This window comes from Bradyrhizobium sp. KB893862 SZCCT0404 (assembly GCF_018130885.1).
Taxonomy (GTDB): Bacteria; Pseudomonadota; Alphaproteobacteria; order Rhizobiales; family Xanthobacteraceae; genus Bradyrhizobium; species Bradyrhizobium stylosanthis.
In genome coordinates, this window is sequence record NZ_JAFCLT010000012.1 from 122,249 (window position 1) to 143,464 (window position 21,216).

Below are 21,216 nucleotides of genomic sequence, written 5' to 3' on the forward strand. Positions count from 1 at the left end.
GCAGCGGTCGACTGCGATTCGCACTCGACGCCGCGTTGATCACGACTTGGCGTAAGATCCCTGGTAGCGGCCCTCGCGGATCGCCTTCAGGGTCTCCTCCTCGCGCGCGACCTGGGCGCGGACGGCTTCCAGCAGCGCAGCCGCACCCGCGGCAGGAAACGACACCACGCCGTCCTCGTCGCCGACCACGACGTCGCCGGGCGAGATCACGCTGCCGCCGACAGTGACGGGCACGTTGATCTCGCCGGGGCCGTTCTTGTAGGGGCCGCGATGGATCACCGCCCGGGCGTAGCAAGGGAAGTCGTCGGCCGCGAACGCCGCGACATCGCGGATCGCGCCGTCGATGACATAGCCTTCGGCTTTGCGCCATTGCGCGATGTTCTTCATGATCTCGCCGACCAGCGCCCGCGTCTCGTCGCCGCCGCCATCGACCACGATGACGTCGCCGGGCCCGACCAGCTCCAGCGCACGGTGGATGGCGAGATTGTCGCCGGGCCGCGTGCGCACAGTGAAGGCCGTGCCCACCAGCTTGCCGCCGCGGTGATAGGGCTTCAGCCCGACCGCGCCGGGCAGGCGGGCGAGATTGTCGGAGATGACCGACGTCGGCGCACCGCGAAAGCCCTCGATGATCTCGGCCGGCGGTTTGGGCACGCTGTTCGCTGCGATGGTGATGGTCATGTCAAAACAGTCCTTTCGTGGATTTTCTTATTCGGCGTGCGCCCGCGCTTTCGCCGGCATGATCCGGAAGGCGCGCCCTTCCTTCATCCATGCCGCGCGCTCGTCGCGCAACAGGGTGCGGCGGACTTTTCCGGAATCATCGCGCGGCGGAGCGCCGACGAACTCGAAGCTCTCAGGGTGCTTGTAGCGGCTGAGCCGGTCCTTGAGGAAGTCCGCCATGCCGTTGGCGATCTCCTGGCCATCCGCATCGGACTCGGGCTCGATGATGGCATGCACGCGCTGGCCCAGCTCCGGATCGGGCAATCCCACCACCACGCAGGAGCGCACGCCGGGCGCCTCGGAGACCGCGGCCTCCACCTCCGCCGGATAGATGTTGGCGCCGCCGCGCAACACCATGTCGGCGAGGCGGTCGCCGAGATAGAGATAGCCTTCCGCATCCAGCCGGCCGATATCGCCGAGCGATTCCCAGCCGTCCGCACGGCGCTTCGGTTCGGCGCCGAGATAGTGATAGGTGGCGTCCTTGCCGTCATTGTTGAGGAAATAGATCTCGCCGGTCTCGCCCGGCGCAACGTCGTTGCCGTCCTCGCCGACAATGCGAAGCTTCGCCATCTCGCCGATCTTGCCGACCGAGCCCTTGTGCGCCAGCCATTCCGTGCCCGAGATGATGCAGGAGCCTTGCCGCTCGGTGCCGCCATAGAGCTCCCAGACGCGTTCGGGCCCGAGCCAGGAAATCCAGTTCTCCTTCAGCCAGGGCGGCATGGGTGCCGCCATGTGAAACACGGTCTGCAGGCTCGAGACGTCGTAATCGTTGCGCACGTGCTCGGGCAGCGCCCAGATCCGATGCATCATGGTCGGCACGAAATTGACCCATTGCACGCGCTCGCGTTCGATCTGCCGCAGCGTTTCCTCGGCGTCGAACTTGACGAGCCCGGTGAGCTGGCCGCCGGTGAACAGCGCATAATGCGACACGATGAACGGTGCATTGTGGTAGAGCGGGCCGGGATTGAGCAGCGAGACGCCGAAGGGGATGTTGAGCGGCGGCGTTGCGACCGTGTCGGTGACCGCCGGCTGGTGATCGAGGATCACCTTGGGACGGCCGGTCGAGCCGCCCGAGGTCATGGCCTTCCAGTAGCGTGCCACCGGCGGATTGAGCGGCTCGTCCGAAAAACCTTCCGGCACGAAGTCGGCAGGCAGACGGTTCGGCGCGTTCCAGTCGGCCTCGCCGCCGACCACCAGCGCGGGCTTGAGGATGTCGAGCACCGCGGCGGCCTCGCCGCGCGGCAGCCGCCACGACAGCGAGGTCGGCGTCGCCCCGCACTTCCACACTGCAAAGGATGTCTCGAAGAAGGCATTGCCGTTGGGCAATCCGATCGCGACGAAATCGCCGGGCTTGACGCCCTTGGCCGCGAACGCCCGCGCGCGCCGGTTGGCGCCGCGCTCGAGCTCGTCCCATGTGAGTGTGTCCTGTCCGTGGCGGACGGCGATCGTGCCTTGCGGTTTGCGTTGAGCGTACCAGCGCGGCACGTCGGACAGGGGTAGCAGCATCAGGCGTTTCCACTTCGTCTTTTTGGCGGCGCCCCGGGGCGAGGCGCTCGCGGGACGAAGTGTAACAGCGAGAGCCGCGCCTTCAAGACGTCAACGCTCGGCGCCGCAGCCCGGACTGTCGAACAGCGCGGCAAGGCCGCATTTCGAGGTCAGCATCCTGTCGCCGTCATGGCCGACGCCGGCGACATCCCAGACCCGGTGATTGGGCGTGCCTTGATCGCGCTTCGCCATCGCATCGGCATAGGCATGGCCGCGCGCATAGCGCGTGGCGCCTTGCGCCTCGGCCATGCAGCTCTTGTCCAATGCTGAGTGCTTCGGATTGGTGTCGAGCGTGCCGAGCAGGTAGATCACCTCGCGCTCGACATAGCGCTGCTCGAGTGCCGCCGGTGTCGCGTCCGCAAGATAAGGCGGACGGCCACCCATGCCGTATTTCCAGTTGTCGTAGCCGGGACAGGATGCCGCAACCTTCGGCAGGGGCCGCTCACCGCTGAAATAGGCGTAGGACGAGGGATTGGCGACGACGTAGCGGATGTCGATGTGCTGGCGCAGCAGGGGCGCCTCGCCCTTGCTCGCGATCGCATAGCGCTGCACGACCTGGCCGCCGCCGGAATGCCCGGCGACCACGACCTGCTTCAGGTTCGGGAAGACGCGCCGGTCCGAGAGCTTTGCCAGGATCGCATCGAGCGCCTCGAAGGACGACACCGGATTCGGAGCGAGCGCGGCATCGCCGCCCTCCCATCCCTCCAGCGACCAGCGCAGCGTGTCCGCGGGCGGCTTGTGCGCCTCGATGTCGACCTCCGCCAGGAATTGGGGGACGATCATGAGCGCGCTCTTGCCGTCGTCGCCCGCCGCGGCCTGCGCGTTGTTGGCCGATATGTAATATTCGTCGGCATTGCGCAGGCGTCCATGCAGCACGATGACCGCGCGCAGGACCGCCGGCAGCGGCATCGACCAGTCGCGGGAGAGGTAAAGCGGCAAAATGCCCCGCCCGCCGACCGAGAGCCGCGCATCGCCGATGGCCTTCACCGGCTTGCGGTTGGGTGCATCCTCGTCGGCTGCGAAGGCATGGCCGCAACTCAGCACCAGGGCGAGTGCGGCAAGTCGGGCCAGCGCGCGCATGACGGAGATTCCCCCTCGGATTCAGATCGATAAAAGTCTAAGCGCAACACGTGCCGCGCGGCTGTGACTCCCGGGCCACGTCAAGCAAAAAATGTCAGCATCCCAGCCATGAAAATCCCGGGTTCCATGGGTGACAAGCCGGCGATAAAGGGGCAAAAATCCGGCTCGACTCAGTCCGAGTTGAGTCTCGTAAGGAATGCTCTTGTAGAATGTCTGTCGTCGTTGCATCGCGTCGTGCGGCGCTTCTCGTTGCCGCAGCAGGATTTTTTCTGCTGACGCCGTCGCATGCCCAGGCCCAATGGTGGAAGCGCGCCCCGGTCGACTTCGAGGAATGCGCCGATGCCGCAGAGAAGGCCGCAACCAAGGCCGAGAAGACATCCGCGCTCGCCGATTGCAACGCCAAGTTCGCCGGCCGCCGCAAGCCGGGCGGCGGCTACACCTATTACGATTTCCTCCAGGATCGCACCTTCGACATCGCAGGCCCCAACCCGACGCCGGAAGAGCAGAGGAAGATCGACGAAACCTACACGGCGTATCTCGCCAATCAGCGCCGCAGCAATGAAGCGGCCCAGGCCACCGCGCGTCAGCAGCGCGAGCAGCAGGAACAACAGGTCCAGCAGCTACAGCAGGTCGCGCTGCGAACCGAGACCGCGCGCGTGCCGGTGCCGGTCGAGCGGCCGAAGGTGCAGCAGAGCGTCGGCCAGCGACCAAAGGGCGCATGCACCAAGGGCTCGTTCTCCTGCGAATGGCCCCGCCTGTCGGAAAGCTTGAACGATCTGAAGAAGCTGTTCAACCCGACGCCGAGCAAGCCGGCGAAGAAGGGCTAGCCGGCCACAGCCGTCATTGCTAGCGCAGCGAAGCAATCCAGAGTCTTTCCGCGGAGGGATTCTGGATTGCTTCGCTGCGCTAGCAATGGCGAATGGATAGAGATCCGCACCACATTCCCGCTGTCGTCCCAGCGCAGGCCGGGACGACGACTGAGGACGCCGCGGTAGCCTCAACTCAATTCGCGTGCTTCTTCTTTGTACGCTTCGGCTTCGTCACCGGCGCATCCGCCGGCGCCGTCACCGTCGAGCCACCCAATTGCGACCTGCTCTCCTGCAATCGCCTGTCATAGCCGGGCGAGTTCATGACCGTCGGGGGCCTGGCGTAGGCGAGCGTCGATGCGCCGCAGACGGCGGCAAGTGCGAGCCCGATCATCAAACAACGCCTCATCGCGCTCCTCCTTGCACTCAGGCCGTCCCGCGAATCTGCTGCGGCGTGAGCCCGGGCGGGCCCTTGCCGGCGATCTCGGCCTCCCTGATCAGCGCAACAATGCGGCGCATCAGCGGCACGGCGACATTGTTCTGCTCGGCCAGCGCAATGACCGCGCCCTGCAGATAGTCGATCTCGGTCTTGCGGCCCTGCTTCAGATCCTGCCACATCGAGGAGCGCGCCTCTGGGTCGATCTTCATCGTGCGTCCGAGGATCGCGTTGAAGATCATGTCGGGCAGCCGCAGCAGGGTCGGCGACCAGTTCATCGGGATCGGCGTCGAGGAGACCGGCGCGATGCCGGCGGCCTGCAGCGCGGCCAGTCCTTCCGCCATCTGGTCGGCGAACAGCCTGCGCCAGTCGCGATTGGCCAGTTGCGCGGCGAGCGGCATGTCCGACAGTGCGCTGAGCGCATTGTTCAGATTGATGATCAGCTTGCCCCATTGCACGCCGGTGATGTCCGCGCTTGCGCGCACGTTCAGGCCGGGCACCGAAAGCGCCGCGGCGGTGTTCGCCTCGTCTTGCCCGACATGGATGTCGCCGGAGCTCGAGCGGTGGAAGCGCCCCTCGCCCATCGCCACCACGTTGAACGGCACCATGCCGGCGAGCACGCGCCGGCCGCCGAGGCGTTCGCGCAGGACGGCGACATTGCCGATCCCGTTCTGAAGCGAGACGATGACGGCATCCTCCGGCGCATGCTGCGCGATCTGGTCCGCGACGGCGGCGGTGTCGGCGCTCTTCACCGTCACCAGCACGATACCGGCGCTGTGGAAGATCGAAGGGTCTTCCGAGAGCGCGAGCTGGCCGGCACCGAGCTTCGTCTCGGAGCCGTCGAAATCGGTCAGAAGCAGGCCGAACCGCTCGATCTCGGTCTTCACCCGCGGCCGCACCAGCAGCGCGACGCGGCGGCCGGCGGATGCCAGCATGCCGCCGACGAAACAGCCGATGGCGCCCGCGCCGGCCACCACGATGGGTCGATCCGTAACCACCATTTTCTCCTTAACGCCCCGCCTTCGATAGCAGAGGCAGCGCCGCCTGCCCATTGGTTGCGCCGCATCCGCCTTGTAACCGTCATGAGAGCCCCATATGTTTTCGCCCCGGGGGCAGTCAGCGGCGAGAATTCGCCGAACGAGACGCCAAAGGAGAGCACCATGGGTCTACTCGACGTCCTCAACGGCATGCAGAATGGCCCCCGCGGCTCAAGCACGCCGAACTCCGAGCAATCCTCCGGCGGCATGTCGCCGATGACCATGGCACTGCTCGGCCTGCTCGCCTGGAAGGCATTCAAGCATCTGACCGCCGGACAGCCTGACGCAGCTCCGGCCCCGCAGCAGCGCTCACCGCTGCCGCCTCCGACACCTGCGAACACGGGCGGCAACGTGCTTGCCGGCGGCCCCGGTGGCAGTGGCGGTCTCAGCGATCTGCTCAAGGGCGGCCTCGGCGGCCTGCTCGCGGGCGGCGCGGCCGGCACCGTGCTGAGCGGCGGGCTCGGCGATCTCCTCAACCAGCTCCAGCAGGGCGGCCACGGCGATGCCGCGAATTCCTGGGTCGGCAAGGGCGAGAACAAGGCGATCGCGCCCGGCGATCTCGCCAATGCGCTCGGGGCCGACCAGATCGAGAGCCTGTCCGCCCAAAGCGGGCTGTCGCGGCAAGAGCTACTCTCCGGCCTCAGCCAGTATCTGCCGCAGGTGATCGATCACCTGACGCCGGATGGGCGGCTGCCGACCGAGAACGAGCTATCCGACAGGATTTAGTCAAAGTCCGATCGACATCTTCGAGGCAAGGGGAGCACTGTCATGAGTTTCGGCGGCCTGTTGTGGATCATCATCGTCGGCTTCATCGCCGGCCTCATCGCGCGCTGGCTCGCGCCGGGGCCGAACAATCCGAGCGGCTTCATCCTCACCACCATCCTCGGCATTGCCGGCGCGTTTCTGGCGACCTTCGTCGGCCAGGCCATCGGCCATTACAGTCCCGACCAGGGCGCCGGTTTCATCATGGCCACGATCGGCGCGGTGGTGGTGCTGTTCATCTGGCACCGGCTGGTGGCCAGCGGCGTGATAAAAGGGTAGCGCTTCCTCACGCTGAAAGAGGCACACTGCCTCCTCATCGTCATGGCCGGGCTTGACCCGGCCATGACGTGGAGACAGTGGCGCGCGATCTCACGTAATCAAATGCATCCCCGCATCCATGCGCACGACCTCGCCGGTCATGTTGCTGGACGCCGGCATCGCGAGGAAGCAGACGAGCTGCGCGATGTCTTCCGCGGATGAGGCGACCTTGAGCGGCACCTTCGCTATCACGCTGTCGCGCACCTGCTTGGCACCGGCCTCGCCGCGGCCCTTGGTGAACCAGGGCGTGTCGATATAGCCGGGGCACACCGTGTTGACGCGGATCAGCGGCGCCAGCGCGCGCGACAGCGACAGGGTCATCGTGTTCAGCGCGCCCTTGCTCGCGGCATAGGCGATCGACGAGCCGACGCCGCTGATGCCGGCGACCGAAGACACGTTCACCACCGCCGACGGACGCCCCGAAGCTTTCGCTCCGGCCTCGAGCAGGCTGCGCGCGGCGCGCACCATCTGGAACGGGCCGATGGTGTTGACGCCGTAGAGGCGCTGGAAATCTTCCGCCGACAATCCGTCGAGATCGGCATGGGCGACATGCTTGGTGGTGCCGGCATTGTTGACGAGAACGTCGAGCCGGCCCCAGCCGCTCGCCGCCGCGACGATCTTGCGGCAATCCTCATCCTTGGAAACGTCGCCCTGCGCGACCAGCACTTCCGGCGCGCCGGCCTTGCGGCAGAGCTCTGCCGTGGCCTCGGCCTCGGTCTTGCTCGACGAGTAGTTGATGACGAGGCGCGCCCCGCTCCGCGCGAGAATTTCCGCGGTGGCTGCACCGAGGCCGGATGCGGACCCCGTCACGATTGCGCACAAGCCGTCCTTTGCCATCCGGTATTTCCTTCCCTTTGTAAATTACAGGCGCCCTGTTTAGCGAGTTTGCCGCGCCCTGCAAATCGAGCAAACTCCGCTAAGCGGAATTAATCCAGACCGGCTTGCGCCCCCATGCCGCCGCCGCAGATGGGCTTGCGATCAACGCTTGTCAGGGCCATGGCTTTTTCCGATCATCGGGCGCAAGAAGAACCTGCGCGCCGGCTGGTCCAGACCGGACGCGCCAATGGCAAAACACGGGGAACGCTGTGGCGGAGAGTGACAATATCGTCGTCGAGACCGCGGAAAAAATCTTCGCCGATCTCGCCGATCCGCAAACCATCAACAACGACAAGAAGGACTCGTGGCAGGCGCCGCTGTGGCAGGCGCTGAGCGAAGCCGGCTTGCCGCTAGCCTGGGTGCCGGATGATCTCGGCGGCTCCGGCGCGAGCCTCGCCGACGGCTTTGCGCTGCTGAATGCCGCCGGCCGCTTCGCCGTCGCGGTTCCCCTCGCCGAAACCATGCTGGCGGGCTGGCTGCTCGCGCAGGCAAAGATCGCCTCGCCCGAAGGCGAGATGACGATCCTGCCGGCGTCGCCGAAGGACCGCATTACCCACGATGCCGACGGCGCGCTCTCGGGCCGCGCCCGCGGCGTGCCGTTTGCCAAGGCGGCAAAGCACTTCGCGGTGCTGGCGCAGGGCAAGGACGGCGCGGTCGTTGCGCTGGTCGATGCGGGCAAGGCGCGGATCGAATCCGGGCTCAATGTCGGCTACGACCACAGCGACACCGTGACGCTCGACAAGGTTCAGCCGGTCACCGTCAAGCCCGCACCTGATGGCTTCGAGCAGACCCATTTGATGCTGATGGGCGGCGTCGCGCGCAGCCTCCAGATCGCCGGCGCGCTGGAATCCATGCTCGACATCTCCGTGCGCTATTCCAACGAGCGCGTCGCCTTCGAGAAGAAGATCTCGAAATTCCAGGCGGTGCAGCACAATCTCGCGCGCCTCGCCGGCGAGTCCGCCGCGGCGCTCGCGGCCGCGACCTCGGCGGCCGATGCGATCGCGAATGCAAAAGCCGTCGACGACGAAGTCTATCTCGAAGCCGCCTCGGCAAAGATCCGCTGCGCGGAGGCCGCCGAAAAAGGCGGCAGCATCGCGCACCAGGTCCATGGCGCGATCGGCTTCACCATGGAGCACATCCTGCACCGCTATTCGCTGCGCGCGCTGGCCTGGCGCGACGATTTCGGTTCGGAAAGCCACTGGGCCGTCGAGCTCGGCAAGCTCGTCGCCAAGCGCGGCGCCGACGAATTGTGGCCGCTCGTGGCGTCGCGCTGATCGGGGAGAGAACAGATGACCGCAGCCCTTCGTTTCGATCCGATCCGCCTGCCCGAAAAGTGCGAGCAACTGCGCAAGGAAGTGCGCGCGTTCCTCGCCGAGGAGATCGCCGCCGGCACCTTCGATCCGCACAAGCCCAACCGCGAGGACACCGACGCGCCGGAATTTTCCCGCCGGGTCGGCGCCAAGGGCTGGCTCGGCATGACCTGGCCAAAGAAATATGGCGGCCAGGAGCGCTCCTTCCTCGAACGTTACGTCGTCACCGAGGAGATGCGCGTCGCCAATGCGCCGACGCGGCGCTTCTTCGTCGCCGACCGCCAGAGCGGGCCGGTGCTGCTGAAATACGCGCCGGAGCACATCAAGATGGACATCCTGCCGCGCATCTGCCGCGGCGAGATCTGCTTCGCGATCGGCATGAGCGAGCCGAACTCGGGCTCGGATCTGTTCGCGGCGAAGACGCGCGCGACCAAGACCGACGGCGGCTATCTCATCAACGGCACCAAGATCTGGACCTCGTCGGCGCATATCGCCGACTACATGATCGCGATCTTCCGCACGTCACAGCCGACCAAGGAAAACCGCCGTCACGGCCTGACCCAGTTTCTGGTCAAGATGAAGCAGCCGGGCATCAAGGTGAATCCGATCGGCCAGATCACCGGCCAGTACGAGTTCAACGAAGTCGTGTTCACCGATTTCTTCGTCCCTGATGATCATGTGCTCGGCGAGGTCGACGGCGCCTGGAAGCAGGCAACGAGCGAGCTCGCCTATGAGCGCTCGGGCCCCGAGCGTTTCCTCGAGACCTATTACGTGCTGACCGAGCTGGTCCGCGCGGTCGGGCCCAATCCCGACACGCGCAGCGCCGAAGGCATCGGCCGGCTCGTCGCCCAGCTCCATACCATGCGGCGCATGTCGGTCTCGGTGGCCGGCATGCTGCAGGCCGGCAAGGAGCCGGTGGTGGAGGCGTCCATCGTCAAGGACATCGGCACGGTCTGGGAGCAGCAGCTTCCGCACCGCGTCCGCGATCTCGCCGCCTTTGTTGAGGAGACCGCGACCAATCGCGAGACGCTGGAGCGGCAGCTCGACTTCGCCATCAAGACCGCACCGAAACTCACCATCCAGGGCGGCACCACCGAGGTGCTGCGCGGCATCATCGCGCGCGGACTTGGTTTGCGCTAACGCTTCGAGGACATCATGAGCACCTACAAAGATATCGCCGTTGAGAAGGTCGGCCACGTCGGCACCATCGAGATCCGCAGGCCCCCGCTGAACTTCTTCGACATCTCGCTGATCAACCAGATCGCGGATGCGCTCGACGAGTTCGACCGCGACATCGAGATTCGCGCCTCGGTCCTCTCGGCACAGGGCAAGGCGTTCTGCGCCGGCGCGAATTTCGGCGATCCGGCCCGGCAGGCGCAGGAAGCGCGCGAAGCCGAGAAGAAGGGCGATCCGGCCGACAATCTCGGGCCGATCAACCATCTCTACATCCAGGCCGTGCGCATCTTCCGCGCCAAGAAGCCGATCGTCGCGGCGGTGCAGGGTGCGGCCATCGGCGGCGGCCTCGGCCTCGCGGTCTCAGCGGATTTCCGCGTCACCTGCCCCGAAGCGCGCTTCTCCGCGAATTTCACCAAGCTCGGCTTCCATCCCGGTTTCGGCCTCACCGTGACGCTGCCGGAGCTGATCGGCAAGAACAACGCCGAGCTGATGTTCTACACCAGCCGCCGCGTCACCGGCGAAGAGGCGGTCAAATGGGGCCTTGCCAACGTGCTGGTGCCGCAGGACCAGGTGAAGGCGGAAGCGATGAAGCTCGCAGGCGAGATCGCCGAATGCTCCCCGCTCGGCCTGCTCTCAACCCGCGCCACGATGCGCAACGGCCTCGCCGACCGCGTGATGGCCGCGACCAATCACGAGCTCGCCGAGCAGACCCGCCTGCGCGCGACGGAGGATTTCAAGGAAGGCGTGAAAGCCACCGAAGAGCGCCGCGCGGCGAATTTTAGGGGAAGGTAGCGTCTTACAAAGCGGTCGCTTCTTTCTTCCTTCTCCCCTTGCGGGAGAAGGTGGCGCGAAGCGCCGGATGAGGGGTATCTCCCCGCTTGCAAGACCACTCGTGAGGACAAAAACCCCTCACCCGTCTCGCCGCTATGCGGCGAGCCACCCTCTCCCGCAAGGGGAGAGGGGAAAGGCCGGTTGGCAGTCAGCTGACGCGAAACGTCACGCCACCCAGCAAAAACTCATTCCCCGCGACCGCAAGCCCCTTGGCCTTGGCGGCATGCAGCACGCTCGCGGGATCGGCTACCCTAAACTCCAGCGCGCTCATGATCTCGCTCGCGCCCTTCACGAAGCGGAAGGTGGCGTTGGGCAGCTTCAATTCGGCATCGCGGCTCGCAACACCGATGATCCTGCCCCAATGCTCTGCCAGCCCTTGCGGATCCGGGCTCTGCATCTCCACGACCGTCAGGGCCTGCGTCACGTCCTTGCGAATGAACTTTTGCCAGTCCGGCCCTGCCGGCGGATACGGGCCCAGAATGTCGTCGCTGCCTTCGGTGTGGTTGAACTCGATGAAGGCGGCACGGCAGTCGCGCGGGTGGAGCTGCACGCCGTGATAGGGCGCGTGGTCGATGACGTTGGCGGTGCGCACACCGAGCGCATTGGCATTGCGGCCGCGCTCGTCCGGATCAGCGCAGCAGAAGATCGCCATGTAGCCGCCGCGACCGCCGGTCTTCTCGATGAAGCGGCCGGCCGTGGTGCCGTCCTTGAACGGCGCCACCACCTCCAGCAGGATCGTATCGACCGGGAGCAGCGCATTCTCCAGGCCGTATTTAGCAACGTTGCCGTCGCGGTAGCAGACGGAGAGGCCCATGATCCCCGCGATGTCGGAGATCACGGGCTCGAGCTGCGGCGCGACCAGGCAGATCTGCCGCAGACGCATATAGGATGTCATCGTCACTCGCCCCTGAAGGCGGGCTTGCGCTTCTCGACGAAGGCTTTCGCGGCCTCCTTGTGATCGGCGGTGTCGCCGCAGCGGGTGTGGTGGATGGCTTCGCCGTCGAAGCAGTCCTCCAGCGCCAGATGCTCGGCATTGTTGATGTTGCGCTTGATGAAGCCGAGTGCGATCGAGGGACCCTGCGCCAGCGACAGCGCAACTTCGTGCGCGGCCGCGTCGATCTCGGCATCGGGCACCACCTTGGTCACCATGCCGATGGCATGCGCTTCCTTCGCGGTCAGCACCGGCGACATCAGATAGAGCTCGCGCGCCCGCGCGCTGCCGAGCAGCTGGGTCAGGAAATAGGTCCCGCCGTAATCGCCGGAGAAGCCGACCTTGGCGAAGGCAGTCGTGATCTTGCAGGACTCGCTGGCGATACGCAGGTCGCAGGACAGCGCCATCGACAGCCCGGCGCCGGCTGCGGCGCCGTCGAGCTGTGCCACCACGGGTTTCGGCATCTGGTGCAGGATGCGCGAGACCTCCATGCCGCGGCGCAAATTCGCAAGCTTCTGCTCGAACGGCAGCGGCGCCCGGCCCTCCGCCATCGACTTGACGTCGCCGCCGACGCAGAACGAGCCGCCGGCGCCCTTGAACAGCACCGCGCGCACCTCGGGATCGTCAGCGGCGCGCCGCGCCGCCTCGACCAGCCCGCGCACCATGTCGGGATTGAGCGCATTCTTCCGCTCGGGGCGGTTCATGGTGATGGTGAGCAGCCCGCCTTCGAGCTTTTGCAGGACCATGTCGTTCACGGGCGTCTCCCTTGTTGTTGTTTGGCTCCGTCGTTCCGGGGCTCGCGAAGCGAGAACCCGGAACCTCGAGATCCTCAGGTGCGCACCATAGTTCGCTTCGCGCCCCCGGGATGACGCCGTGACTTACGTCACGCCGTCACTTCTTCACCAGCGGGCAGCGCGATTGCTCCAGAGACTGGAACGCCTCGCTGCCGGGGACGGTGGCGAGCAGCTTGTAGTCGTCCCAGCGGCCCTTGGACTCCGACGGCTTCTTCACCTCGAACAGGTACATGTCGTGGATCATGCGGCCGTCCTCGCGGATCTTGCCACCCTTGGCGAAGAAGTCGTTGATCGGCGTCTCCTTCATCACCTTCATCACCGTGGCGGCGTCGGTCGTGCCGGCTGCCTTCACGGCTTTCAGGTAATGCGTCACGGACGAGTAGACGCCGGCTTGCGCCGAGGTCGGCACGCGCTTGGTGCGCTCCATGAAGCGCTTGGAGAACGCGCGCGTGTCGTCGTTGAGATCCCAGTAGAATGCTTCGGCAAGCAACAGGCCCTGCGCCGTCTCCAGTCCGATCGAGTCGATGTCGGAGACGAAGGCGAGCAGCGGCGAGACCTTCTGGCCGCCCTTGGTGATGCCGAACTCGGCCGCCTGCTTGATGGCGTTGACGGTGTCGCCGCCGGCATTGGCAAGGCCGATCACCTTGGCCTTGGAGGCCTGCGCCTGGAGCAGGAAGGACGAGAAGTCCGAGGTGTTGAGCGGATGCCGCACGCCGCCGAGCACCTTGCCGCCGGTCTTGGTGACGACAGCGCTGGTGTCCTTCTCCAGATCCTGGCCGAAGGCGTAGTCGGCGGTGAGGAAGAACCAGGTGTCGAGGCCCGACTTCACGGCCGCAAGGCCGGTGACGTTGGCCTGGCCGTAGGTGTCGAACACGTAGTGGATGGTGTAGGGGCCGCAGGCTTCGTTGGTGAGCCGGATCGAGCCCGGGCCGTTGAACATGATGATCTTGTTACGCGCCTTCGCGATCTCGCCGGCGGCAAGCGCGGTGGCGGAGGCCGCGACGTCGTAGATCATCTCGACGCCCTGATTGTCGAGCATGTCGCGCGCGATGTTGGCGGACAGGTCCGCCTTGTTGAGATGGTCGGCCGCCAGAACCTGGATCTTGCGGCCGAGCACCTCGCCGCCGAAATCCTCCACGGCCATCTTCGCCGCGGTCTCGCTGCCGGGACCGGTGATGTCGGCATACAGGCTCGACATGTCGAGGATGCCGCCGATCTTCAGCGGCGGCTTGTCCTGGGCCTGCGCGGCGGCGCTCGCACTGAGGGCGAACGCGGCGGCAAAAATGCCCGACATAATATGCTTCATGGAAAAGACCTCCCTTTATCGCCTGACTCTGATGGCGGCTTGGTTATTGCTCTTGGCAAAAGCTGTTGCCGCAATCATGCCGCATGCGCAAGTGCGCAGCAAGCGCAGGTGCGAACAGGCCGCATGTTGCGCCGCGCGATTTCCGCAAAGCGGAATGGTTGGAAGACGCAAGATTTTCTGCATCGTCATTGCGAGCGGAGCGAAACAATCCAGAGTCTTTCCGCAGAGGGATTCTGGATTGCTTCGCGCCGCTCGCAATGACGGAGCGTGACGAAGCCTCTTCGCGACCCGCTACGCTTGGGTTAAAGCTGGGGCGTAACGCAACCTCTCCGAGCAACGTGACGCGACTGCTTCATCTCACCGTCGCATTCCTTCTCGTCGCGGATCACACCGCGTTCGCGACGCCGTGCCTGTTCGAGTCGCAAGGCGAGGGCCGCGTCGGCGCAATCGTCGATGCGCGCAGCGTGCGTCTCGACGACGGCCGCGAAATCCGCCTCACCGGGATCGAGCCGACGGCAACGACCAAGCAGGCGCTGGCGTCGCAGCTCACCGGCCGCGACGTGACGCTGCGAAGCGCGGACGACACGCCCGATCGCTACGGCCGCCAGGGCGCCTTCATCTTCACCGGCGAAGACGACACCTCGGTGCAGGCCCGGCTCTTGGCCAAGGGCGACGCCATCGTCTCCGCGGAGGTCACCGACAAGGACTGCGCGGCCGCCCTGATGGCGTCGGAAGCCGAGGCCCGGCGGCAAAAAATGGGCAGCTGGGCTGACCCGTCGGCCATAAAAAACGCGGAAAGTGCGGACGATATTTTGGCGGGGATCGGGCGCTTTATGGTGGTCGAGGGCAAAGTCCTGTCGGTCCGGCAAGCTGGGGCAATGACCTACCTCAACTTCGGACGGAACTGGACACGCGGCTTTGCCGTGATTATTTCAAGGCGCGTGAGTGCGACCTTCGAAGGCGCCGGGATCCCTCTTAAGTCCTTGGAAAATCGACGAGTTCGAGTTCGAGGCTGGGTTGAGGGGAATGCGGGGCCGCGTATTGAATTGCGTCTCTTGGGACAGGTTGAATTGCTGGGCGCAAACGAGCCTACTGGGGTAAGGCCTTAAGGGCCAGGCACGGGTTAAGCGACGTGAATGGGGTGCTAGAACGGCACGGATTGGGTGATTGCCGCCGCCTGCGGGCAGCGCCGGCCGCGCTTTGCCTTGCGCTGGGCAGCCTTCTCGCCGGCTGCGGCGACATGGGCCGGTTCCAGACCGCGGCCGCCCCGCCGACCGTGGCCATGCCCAAGCCGAAGCCGGCGGTCGCGCAGACTCCCGCCACCGAGAAGGAGCACGAGCGCATCCTGGCGAGCTATGGCGGCACCTATGACGACCCCAGGCTCGAATCGCTTGTCAGCAAGACCGTGGACCGGCTGGTCGCCGCGTCCGACCGGCCCGACCAGGGCTACAAGGTCACCATTCTCAATTCCGGCGCGGTGAACGCCTTCGCGCTGCCGAACGGCCAGCTCTATGTCACGCGCGGCCTGCTCGCGCTGGCGAGCGACACCTCGGAATTGTCCTCGGTGCTCAGCCACGAGATGGCGCATGTCCTGTCCAAGCACGCCGCGATGCGCGAGGACCAGGCGCGCCAGGCCGCGATCGTGACCCGTGTCGTCACCGACATGAGCAACGATCCCGATCTCACGGCGCTGGCGCTCGCCAAGACCAAGCTCACCATGGCGAGCTTCTCGCGCAACCAGGAGTTCGAGGCGGACGGCATCGGCGTCGGCATCTCCGCCAAGGCGCATTTCGACCCCTATGGGGCCGCGCGCTTCCTCTCCGCGATGGAGCGCAATGCCGAGCTGAAGGCCGGCAAGTCTTCGCTCGATCCCCGCGCGCAGGATTTCACCTCGTCGCATCCGGCAACTCCGGAGCGCGTGCAGAACGCGCAGACCATCGCCCGGCAATACGCTGCGCCCGAGGGCGCCGAGCGCGACCGCGAGACCTATCTCGCCGCGATCGACAATCTCGTCTACGGCGAGGACCCGAGCGAAGGCTTCGTCCGCGGCCGCCGTTTCCTGCATCCGAAGCTCGGCTTCACCTTCCAGGCGCCGGACAATTTCACGCTCGACAACACCGCGCAGGCCGTGATCGGCGTGCGTGACGGCGGCTCGCAGGCGATGCGCTTCGACGTCGTCCGCGTGCCGGCCGAGCAGTCGCTCGGCGATTACCTCAATTCCGGCTGGATGGAAGGCGTCGAGAAGGCGTCCACCGAGGACATCACCATCAACGGTTTCCCGGCGGCGTCCGCCACCGCCAAGGGCGACCAGTGGCAGTTCAAGGTCTACGCACTGCGCTTCGGCAGCGACGTCTACCGCTTCATCTTCGCGACACGGCAGAAATCCACCGAGAGCGAGCGCAACGCGCGCGAGACCGTCAACTCATTCCGCCGCCTGACCCTCGACGAGATCCAGGCCGCCCGCCCGCTGCGCATCAAGGTCATCACCGTGCAGCCCGGCGACACCGTGGAATCGCTGTCCCACCGCATGGCCGGCGTCGATCACCCCGCCGAGCGCTTCCGCGTGCTCAACGGCCTCGACCGCACCGCGCAGGTGAAGGTGCGCGACCGCGTGAAGATCGTGGCTGATTGAGGCTGACGAGCTCCGCCACATGGCAGGCACGGCGCCGCGCGCCCTTGCCCACCCCGCGCTAATTGACCAGCACCGCGCCGTCGCAACGGACACCCGACACCCACACATCGGCCTGACCGACGCCGACCCCGAGCGTGGACAGGACCGATGCCACGAGCTGGTCGATCGAGCTGGTCGATCCCGACAGGATGCCGCTGACGGACGACGTTAGCCCCGGGATCGGAAGGCCGACGCCGCTGACGCTGAGCGAGAGATCTCCGAGCAGGCTCGACGTCAGCGACGAGGTGAAGTTTCGCGTGCTGACCGTCTTCGCCAACTGCGACTGGATGTCGACATAGGTGAACTCGACCGAAGTCGGCGAGGTATTCCCGATCGCCGCATGGGCGCGGCCGGAGACGTTGAAGCCGCCGACGTTGACGAGCACGGCAGCAGGAGGATTTGGCTTGGTCGAGAAATTCGTCATGTCCGCCATCGAAACATTGCCGATCCAGGCATCCACGAGGCCCGGCGTCACGCCCAGCGTCACCGTCGAGTTGGTGATGTTCGCACGGCTGCACGAAATGGCATCGAGCGTGGCCGTGCCTTGCGCGATCTCGACATAGAGCGGCAGGTTGATGGCCGGAACGATTCCGCTGCCGCCGATCTGGACCATCAGCAGGATCCGGGTCTGGGCGGTATGGACGCTCGCGCCCTGCGTGCCGACCGCGACCCAGCTCGAGCCCACGGGCCGTTCGCCGACGGTCACGACGAGGCTCGCGGCGGTGATGCCCGGCAACCCCAGGCTCACGGGCGCCGTGATCTGGTGCGTGCCGTTGGCCACCTCCGCGATCGCCGAAAGCAGGCTGAAGACCGAGACGCTGACGCCAACCTTCGGCTTCTGGCCGGCGATCATGCCGCCGTAGGGCCCCAGATCGATCACCGAGCCGACGCTGACCTTGGTCGAGAGGCCGGACAGCGCCTGCGATATGCCCGACAAAGCGGTGGTTGCCGAGCTCGCACCGTTGGTCGCCTGCTGGGCGGCGAGCGCCGCAGCAACCGCGTCCGGCAATTTGACGTTGCCAGACAACAGATCGTTGTATGTCACGCCGGTGAGACTCAGACGCGTCGCCAGGGCCGACAGGAAGTCGAACGCGTCGATCCTCGCATTGACCAGCGCCTGGTAGTCCATGGCCGACAGCGAGACGGTCGTCCCGAGCATGCCGCCGAGCATGGCGTTGAGCAGGCCGCCGTTGAGAGACACCAGTCGCGATCCGATCGCGAACGAGGCGAATGCCGTGCTCGAGGCGGTCGCCTGTGTGCTGATCGCGAACTTGTCCTTGCCGGTGATGTAACGGGCGAAATACAGCGGCGTTTCGGTCTTCAACGTCACGCGCGCGGCGTTGGCGGTCCCGGGAGACGGCGTGACGAACCGCGCCTGTGGTGCCGCCGCGGGATTGGGCGTGTAGGTGCCGACGTCGACGGCGACCAGCGACGCCGCCGGGTAGTTGTTTTTCACGACGGTTGCCGAGGCGGCATTGTAGGCGTTGGACAGATTGCTCGCAGCGACGATGGCAGCGAGGTCGGCAGCGCTCTGGGCTTTGCGCCTGTCCGTGAAGATCGCGCCGACATCGACGCCGAGCGCGGTGCAGCCGATGACGAGCGTCATCAGACAAGCACTCATGATGGTAAAATTGCCCGAGCGATCCGCCGCGAAGCGGGAGATGAGTGTCGCCAGCTTCATCTCAGAACCCTCCGTTGGGAATGACCGCCGATCTCGATATCGACTGCGGCAGCGGAGGGACGAACGGGAGCGCGAAGATGAAGCTGGCGGAGGCGTCGTAGTTGACCTTCACGATATAGGCATTCGGATCGGAGCTGGATGGCGCAGCCACGACGTTGATCTTTGCCGCATCCAGCAGGGGATAGCTTCCAACACTGGACGTCACGTAGGACGTGGCAAGGCTGTTGCGTTCGCCATCGCTGAGGCCCGCAACCGACGTCCGGGCAGCTTCGGCCGCAAGCTGCTGAACGCCGTGAACCATGGTGAGATAGGATCCGAAGACCACGATGCCGAATATCAGCGCGAGAAACATCGGGAGCATGATGGCGAATTCGACTGCCGTTGCTCCGTTCTGATCTTTTCCAAAACGCATATGACAAAAACCTCAATGCCCCGAGTTTCTACGGAGCTTGAGGAATGCGCATTTACAAGGTATGGATAGTCACACACGCAGCAGTTGAAGTGCTTATGCACGCAAATAGCCATATAGATTTTTGTGACGTGATCGACACCAAAGGCCAATTGCGATCGAACTTCTGACGCACAACCGTAGGGCGGCTGCGCCGAAGCACAAGAACACTGATTCTATAGGGAGATAAGTTTCATTGATGCCACCTGCCCGGAGGAGCTGAGTGCTTCGACAGCAGATTCAGAATATTCCCATGGAGACCATGCGAACCGTCGTGGCGATCGCCGAGACGGGCAGCATGTCCAAAGCGGCCGAGCGGCTCAACCTTAGCCAGCCGGCGATCAGTGCGCAGATCAAGCGCCTGCAGGGTCTCATCGGCGGGGAGCTGTTCTCGCGGACCGCGAATGGCACCGTTCTGACCGAGCTTGGCAAGCTCGCGCTTCAACAGGCTCGCCGCATCGTCGACGCGAATGACCAGCTTCTCAGGCTGGGAGGGTCGGATAAGTCCGCCGTACGCCGGCTGGGCGTGAGCCAGCTTCTGGCAGAGCAGCTGCTCAACGAGTTCAGTAAGGAAAGCCTCTCCAACATCTTCGTCTCAGCCGAGCTCTCCACCGAGATTCGACGCGGCCTTCTCGAGGGATTTATTGATGTGGCCTGCCTGTTCGTACGCGACAATTTCGGGCAGGATCTCGAGGATCTGATCGTCGGTGAATTCCAGTTCGAGACCAGCTGGGTCAAGTCGAGGGATTTCGTCGCGCGGCCCGGCGCGCCGATCCCGATCATTACGCTGCCCGAGGATAATTGGATGATCGGGCCGCTGGATCGCAGCGGCATTGCCTACCGGATCGTGCTGCGAAGCTCGGATTCCGCCGTGCGCATCAGAGCTGTACGGGCGGGCCTCGGCGTCGCCGCCATGCCGAGCGTCCTCGCCGGATCGGATGTCGTCAAGTCCAGGGACTATTATCTGCCGAAACTGCCGCCATCGCGCGCCGTCGTTTGCGTCCGTGACGGGCTCGTCGATGCCGACGTCAAACAGCTGGCAAAGCGGCTGTCCACTCTCCTTGCCAAGCTCAACGGCGAGGAGACCTCGCCGCAGAGCCGCATTTCACGCAGCTGATCGATCGCCTCAGTTCGCGGAGGAGCCCGCGTCCAGGTCGCCGGCCTCGCGCTGGCCGCTGAGCCAGAGTGCGAGCAGGGTCCAGAACGCGCCAGACAGCAGATACGCACCCGAGGCGATGACGCCGAGATTGGTCGCGAGCAGCAGCGCGACCAGCGGCGCAAAGCCGGCGCCGAACAGCCAGGCCATGTCGGAGGTCAGCGCGGACGCCGTGTAGCGGTACATCTGCTTGAAGTTCGAGGCGATCGCGCCGGAGGACTGGCCGAACGAGAGGCCGAGCAGGATGAAGCCGATCACCATGTAGATGGTCTCGCCGAACGCACCGGCATCGAGCAGCTGCGGAGCAAAGCCGCTGTAGATCGCGATCGCGATTGCCGATCCCATCAGCAGTGACTTGCGCCCGACGCGGTCGGCGATGACGCCGGAGGCCACGATCGCGGCGACGCCGAACACGGCGGCGACGATCTCGATGATCAGGAAGCGCACCGGGCTTTCGCGGGTGAACAGGAAGACCCAGGACAGCGGAAACACCGTGACCATGTGGAACAGTGCGAAGCTCGCCAGCGGCGCGAAGGCGCCGAGCATGATGTTGTGGCCTTCGCGCGCGACGGTGTCGGAGATGCGCGAGGGCTGCAATTCGCGTGTCTCGAACAGCGAGGCGTATTCCTCCGTCGTCACCATGCGCAGGCGGGCGAACAGCGCCACGACGTTGATGGCGAAGGCGACGAAGAACGGATAGCGCCAGCCCCAGTCGAAGAAGTCCTCGGCCGACAAATTGCCGGCGAAATAGGCAAACAGCGCGCTCGCCACGATCAGGCCGAGCGGGGCCCCGAGCTGCGGCACCATCGCGTACCAGCCGCGCTGCGAAGCCGGCGCGTTCAGCGCCAGCAGTGAGGCCATGCCGTCCCAGGCGCCGCCCCAGGCCAGACCCTGCGCGATGCGCGCCAGCGCCAGCAGCCAGATCGCGGCAACGCCGATCTCGTGATAGCTGGGCAGGAAGGCGAGCGCGACGGTGGCGGTGCCGAGCAGGAACAGCGCCGAGACCAGCTTGGCCGTCTTGCCGTACTCCCGGTCGACCGTCATGAAGATGACGGTGCCGATCGGTCGCGCCAGGAACGCCAGCGCGAAGATCATGAAGGAATAGAGCGTGCCGGTCAGTTCGCTCGTGAACGGAAACACCAGGCGCGGGAACACGATCACCGAGGCGATCGCGTAGACGAAAAAGTCGAAGAATTCCGAGGTGCGGCCGATGATGACGCCGATGGCGATCTCGCCGGGACTGGCCTGGTCGTGGCCGTGTTCGCCCGAGTGGAGGTCTGCCATTGCGGGGGTCTGTGCCGTCGCCATTCGTGCGCCCTTAACGTCCTGAAAACC

The 21,216-nt window shown here is 65.5% G+C and carries 22 protein-coding genes; 10 read left to right on the forward strand and 12 right to left on the reverse strand.

What is annotated here, in order from left to right; translation table 11 throughout:
• Positions 1 to 39: 39 nt before the first annotated feature.
• From JQ617_RS34620 to JQ617_RS34630, 3 genes are all read right to left on the reverse strand, one after another.
• Positions 40 to 678: an RraA family protein gene (locus JQ617_RS34620; RefSeq protein ID WP_212030285.1), complete on the reverse strand. Its 639-nt coding sequence runs from the start codon at positions 676 to 678 to the stop codon at positions 40 to 42.
• 27 nt (positions 679 to 705) lie between these two features.
• Positions 706 to 2,223 carry an AMP-binding protein gene (locus tag JQ617_RS34625; RefSeq protein WP_212030286.1) on the reverse strand — a complete coding sequence of 506 codons (1,518 nt, stop codon included), beginning with the start codon at positions 2,221 to 2,223 and terminating at the stop codon, positions 706 to 708.
• A 90-nt stretch (positions 2,224 to 2,313) separates the two neighbouring features.
• The gene (locus JQ617_RS34630; RefSeq protein WP_063692963.1) at positions 2,314 to 3,342 is read right to left on the reverse strand and encodes an alpha/beta hydrolase; all 1,029 of its coding nucleotides are present in this window, start codon (positions 3,340 to 3,342) and stop codon (positions 2,314 to 2,316) included.
• 209 nt (positions 3,343 to 3,551) lie between these two features.
• Here JQ617_RS34630 and JQ617_RS34635 point away from each other — a divergent pair, with 209 nt between their 5' ends.
• On the forward strand, positions 3,552 to 4,169 hold the full coding sequence (locus tag JQ617_RS34635) for a hypothetical protein (protein WP_063692957.1): 618 nt from the start codon (positions 3,552 to 3,554) through the stop codon (positions 4,167 to 4,169).
• 175 nt (positions 4,170 to 4,344) lie between these two features.
• Here JQ617_RS34635 and JQ617_RS34640 read toward each other — a convergent pair whose 3' ends face one another.
• A complete protein-coding gene (locus JQ617_RS34640; protein ID WP_212030287.1) occupies positions 4,345 to 4,557 on the reverse strand; it encodes a hypothetical protein in 213 nt (70 codons plus the stop codon).
• 17 nt (positions 4,558 to 4,574) lie between these two features.
• On the reverse strand, positions 4,575 to 5,582 hold the full coding sequence (locus JQ617_RS34645) for a 2-dehydropantoate 2-reductase (protein WP_212030330.1): 1,008 nt from the start codon (positions 5,580 to 5,582) through the stop codon (positions 4,575 to 4,577).
• Positions 5,583 to 5,744: 162 nt separating this feature from the next.
• On the opposite strand from JQ617_RS34645, the gene JQ617_RS34650 reads away from it, so the two are divergent.
• Positions 5,745 to 6,347 (forward strand): YidB family protein, encoded by a 603-nt coding sequence (locus tag JQ617_RS34650; protein ID WP_212030288.1) that lies wholly within the window; start codon positions 5,745 to 5,747, stop codon positions 6,345 to 6,347.
• Between the two features lie 42 nt (positions 6,348 to 6,389).
• Positions 6,390 to 6,662, forward strand: coding sequence for a GlsB/YeaQ/YmgE family stress response membrane protein (locus JQ617_RS34655; protein ID WP_212030289.1), 273 nt, complete (start codon positions 6,390 to 6,392; stop codon positions 6,660 to 6,662).
• A 90-nt stretch (positions 6,663 to 6,752) separates the two neighbouring features.
• Here the strand turns inward: JQ617_RS34655 and JQ617_RS34660 are convergent, their stop codons facing one another.
• Positions 6,753 to 7,538, reverse strand: a complete 786-nt coding sequence (locus tag JQ617_RS34660) for an SDR family NAD(P)-dependent oxidoreductase (RefSeq protein WP_063692951.1) — start codon at positions 7,536 to 7,538, stop codon at positions 6,753 to 6,755.
• Positions 7,539 to 7,786: 248 nt separating this feature from the next.
• Between JQ617_RS34660 and JQ617_RS34665 the strand changes: the two genes are divergently transcribed.
• From JQ617_RS34665 to JQ617_RS34675, 3 genes are read left to right on the forward strand one after another with little or no spacing between them, the layout of a single operon-like run.
• Entirely contained in the window at positions 7,787 to 8,851 is a 1,065-nt protein-coding gene (locus JQ617_RS34665) for an acyl-CoA dehydrogenase family protein (protein ID WP_212030290.1), read from the forward strand.
• Between the two features lie 15 nt (positions 8,852 to 8,866).
• The gene (locus tag JQ617_RS34670; RefSeq protein ID WP_018316466.1) at positions 8,867 to 10,027 is read left to right on the forward strand and encodes an acyl-CoA dehydrogenase family protein; all 1,161 of its coding nucleotides are present in this window, start codon (positions 8,867 to 8,869) and stop codon (positions 10,025 to 10,027) included.
• Between the two features lie 15 nt (positions 10,028 to 10,042).
• Entirely contained in the window at positions 10,043 to 10,855 is an 813-nt protein-coding gene (locus tag JQ617_RS34675) for an enoyl-CoA hydratase/isomerase family protein (RefSeq protein ID WP_212030291.1), read from the forward strand.
• A 187-nt stretch (positions 10,856 to 11,042) separates the two neighbouring features.
• Here JQ617_RS34675 and JQ617_RS34680 read toward each other — a convergent pair whose 3' ends face one another.
• The 3 genes from JQ617_RS34680 to JQ617_RS34690 form a co-directional block, all read right to left on the reverse strand.
• The gene (locus JQ617_RS34680; protein WP_212030292.1) at positions 11,043 to 11,789 is read right to left on the reverse strand and encodes a VOC family protein; all 747 of its coding nucleotides are present in this window, start codon (positions 11,787 to 11,789) and stop codon (positions 11,043 to 11,045) included.
• Between the two features lie 2 nt (positions 11,790 to 11,791).
• Positions 11,792 to 12,580 (reverse strand): enoyl-CoA hydratase, encoded by a 789-nt coding sequence (locus tag JQ617_RS34685; RefSeq protein WP_212030293.1) that lies wholly within the window; start codon positions 12,578 to 12,580, stop codon positions 11,792 to 11,794.
• A gap of 136 nt (positions 12,581 to 12,716) precedes the next feature.
• Positions 12,717 to 13,925, reverse strand: a complete 1,209-nt coding sequence (locus tag JQ617_RS34690) for an ABC transporter substrate-binding protein (RefSeq protein ID WP_212030294.1) — start codon at positions 13,923 to 13,925, stop codon at positions 12,717 to 12,719.
• On the opposite strand from JQ617_RS34690, the gene JQ617_RS34695 reads away from it, so the two are divergent.
• From JQ617_RS34695 to JQ617_RS34705, 3 genes are read left to right on the forward strand one after another with little or no spacing between them, the layout of a single operon-like run.
• The gene (locus tag JQ617_RS34695; RefSeq protein WP_212030295.1) at positions 13,924 to 14,196 is read left to right on the forward strand and encodes a hypothetical protein; all 273 of its coding nucleotides are present in this window, start codon (positions 13,924 to 13,926) and stop codon (positions 14,194 to 14,196) included. The genes JQ617_RS34690 and JQ617_RS34695 overlap by 2 nt on opposite strands.
• Positions 14,183 to 15,034, forward strand: coding sequence for a thermonuclease family protein (locus tag JQ617_RS34700; RefSeq protein ID WP_212030296.1), 852 nt, complete (start codon positions 14,183 to 14,185; stop codon positions 15,032 to 15,034). The genes JQ617_RS34695 and JQ617_RS34700 overlap by 14 nt, the downstream gene beginning before the upstream one ends.
• A 32-nt stretch (positions 15,035 to 15,066) precedes the next feature.
• Positions 15,067 to 16,557 carry a M48 family metalloprotease gene (locus tag JQ617_RS34705; protein ID WP_063692940.1) on the forward strand — a complete coding sequence of 497 codons (1,491 nt, stop codon included), beginning with the start codon at positions 15,067 to 15,069 and terminating at the stop codon, positions 16,555 to 16,557.
• 58 nt (positions 16,558 to 16,615) lie between these two features.
• Here the strand turns inward: JQ617_RS34705 and JQ617_RS34710 are convergent, their stop codons facing one another.
• Positions 16,616 to 18,277 carry a pilus assembly protein TadG-related protein gene (locus tag JQ617_RS34710; RefSeq protein WP_212030297.1) on the reverse strand — a complete coding sequence of 554 codons (1,662 nt, stop codon included), beginning with the start codon at positions 18,275 to 18,277 and terminating at the stop codon, positions 16,616 to 16,618.
• Position 18,278: 1 nt separating this feature from the next.
• Positions 18,279 to 18,689: a TadE/TadG family type IV pilus assembly protein gene (locus JQ617_RS34715; RefSeq protein ID WP_212030298.1), complete on the reverse strand. Its 411-nt coding sequence runs from the start codon at positions 18,687 to 18,689 to the stop codon at positions 18,279 to 18,281.
• 298 nt (positions 18,690 to 18,987) lie between these two features.
• Here JQ617_RS34715 and JQ617_RS34720 point away from each other — a divergent pair, with 298 nt between their 5' ends.
• The gene (locus JQ617_RS34720) at positions 18,988 to 19,842 is read left to right on the forward strand and encodes a LysR family transcriptional regulator (RefSeq protein ID WP_283842103.1); all 855 of its coding nucleotides are present in this window, start codon (positions 18,988 to 18,990) and stop codon (positions 19,840 to 19,842) included.
• Positions 19,843 to 19,851: 9 nt separating this feature from the next.
• Here the strand turns inward: JQ617_RS34720 and JQ617_RS34725 are convergent, their stop codons facing one another.
• A complete protein-coding gene (locus JQ617_RS34725) occupies positions 19,852 to 21,189 on the reverse strand; it encodes an MFS transporter (RefSeq protein ID WP_063692933.1) in 1,338 nt (445 codons plus the stop codon).
• Positions 21,190 to 21,216: the final 27 nt, after the last annotated feature.

Bases quoted from the DNA above. Each gene is read 5' to 3' on its own strand.
- JQ617_RS34620 (WP_212030285.1), bottom strand. From the start codon at position 678: ATGACCATCACCATCGCAGCGAACAGCGTGCCCAAACCGCCGGCCGAG.
- JQ617_RS34625 (WP_212030286.1), bottom strand. From the start codon at position 2,223: ATGCTGCTACCCCTGTCCGACGTGCCGCGCTGGTACGCTCAACGCAAA.
- JQ617_RS34630 (WP_063692963.1), bottom strand. From the start codon at position 3,342: ATGCGCGCGCTGGCCCGACTTGCCGCACTCGCCCTGGTGCTGAGTTGC.
- JQ617_RS34635 (WP_063692957.1), top strand. From the start codon at position 3,552: ATGTCTGTCGTCGTTGCATCGCGTCGTGCGGCGCTTCTCGTTGCCGCA.
- JQ617_RS34640 (WP_212030287.1), bottom strand. From the start codon at position 4,557: ATGAGGCGTTGTTTGATGATCGGGCTCGCACTTGCCGCCGTCTGCGGC.
- JQ617_RS34650 (WP_212030288.1), top strand. From the start codon at position 5,745: ATGGGTCTACTCGACGTCCTCAACGGCATGCAGAATGGCCCCCGCGGC.
- JQ617_RS34655 (WP_212030289.1), top strand. From the start codon at position 6,390: ATGAGTTTCGGCGGCCTGTTGTGGATCATCATCGTCGGCTTCATCGCC.
- JQ617_RS34660 (WP_063692951.1), bottom strand. From the start codon at position 7,538: ATGGCAAAGGACGGCTTGTGCGCAATCGTGACGGGGTCCGCATCCGGC.
- JQ617_RS34670 (WP_018316466.1), top strand. From the start codon at position 8,867: ATGACCGCAGCCCTTCGTTTCGATCCGATCCGCCTGCCCGAAAAGTGC.
- JQ617_RS34675 (WP_212030291.1), top strand. From the start codon at position 10,043: ATGAGCACCTACAAAGATATCGCCGTTGAGAAGGTCGGCCACGTCGGC.
- JQ617_RS34680 (WP_212030292.1), bottom strand. From the start codon at position 11,789: ATGACATCCTATATGCGTCTGCGGCAGATCTGCCTGGTCGCGCCGCAG.
- JQ617_RS34695 (WP_212030295.1), top strand. From the start codon at position 13,924: ATGGAAAAGACCTCCCTTTATCGCCTGACTCTGATGGCGGCTTGGTTA.
- JQ617_RS34690 (WP_212030294.1), bottom strand. From the start codon at position 13,925: ATGAAGCATATTATGTCGGGCATTTTTGCCGCCGCGTTCGCCCTCAGT.
- JQ617_RS34700 (WP_212030296.1), top strand. From the start codon at position 14,183: ATGACGGAGCGTGACGAAGCCTCTTCGCGACCCGCTACGCTTGGGTTA.
- JQ617_RS34710 (WP_212030297.1), bottom strand. From the start codon at position 18,277: ATGAAGCTGGCGACACTCATCTCCCGCTTCGCGGCGGATCGCTCGGGC.
- JQ617_RS34715 (WP_212030298.1), bottom strand. From the start codon at position 18,689: ATGCGTTTTGGAAAAGATCAGAACGGAGCAACGGCAGTCGAATTCGCC.
- JQ617_RS34720 (WP_283842103.1), top strand. From the start codon at position 18,988: ATGCGAACCGTCGTGGCGATCGCCGAGACGGGCAGCATGTCCAAAGCG.
- JQ617_RS34725 (WP_063692933.1), bottom strand. From the start codon at position 21,189: ATGGCGACGGCACAGACCCCCGCAATGGCAGACCTCCACTCGGGCGAA.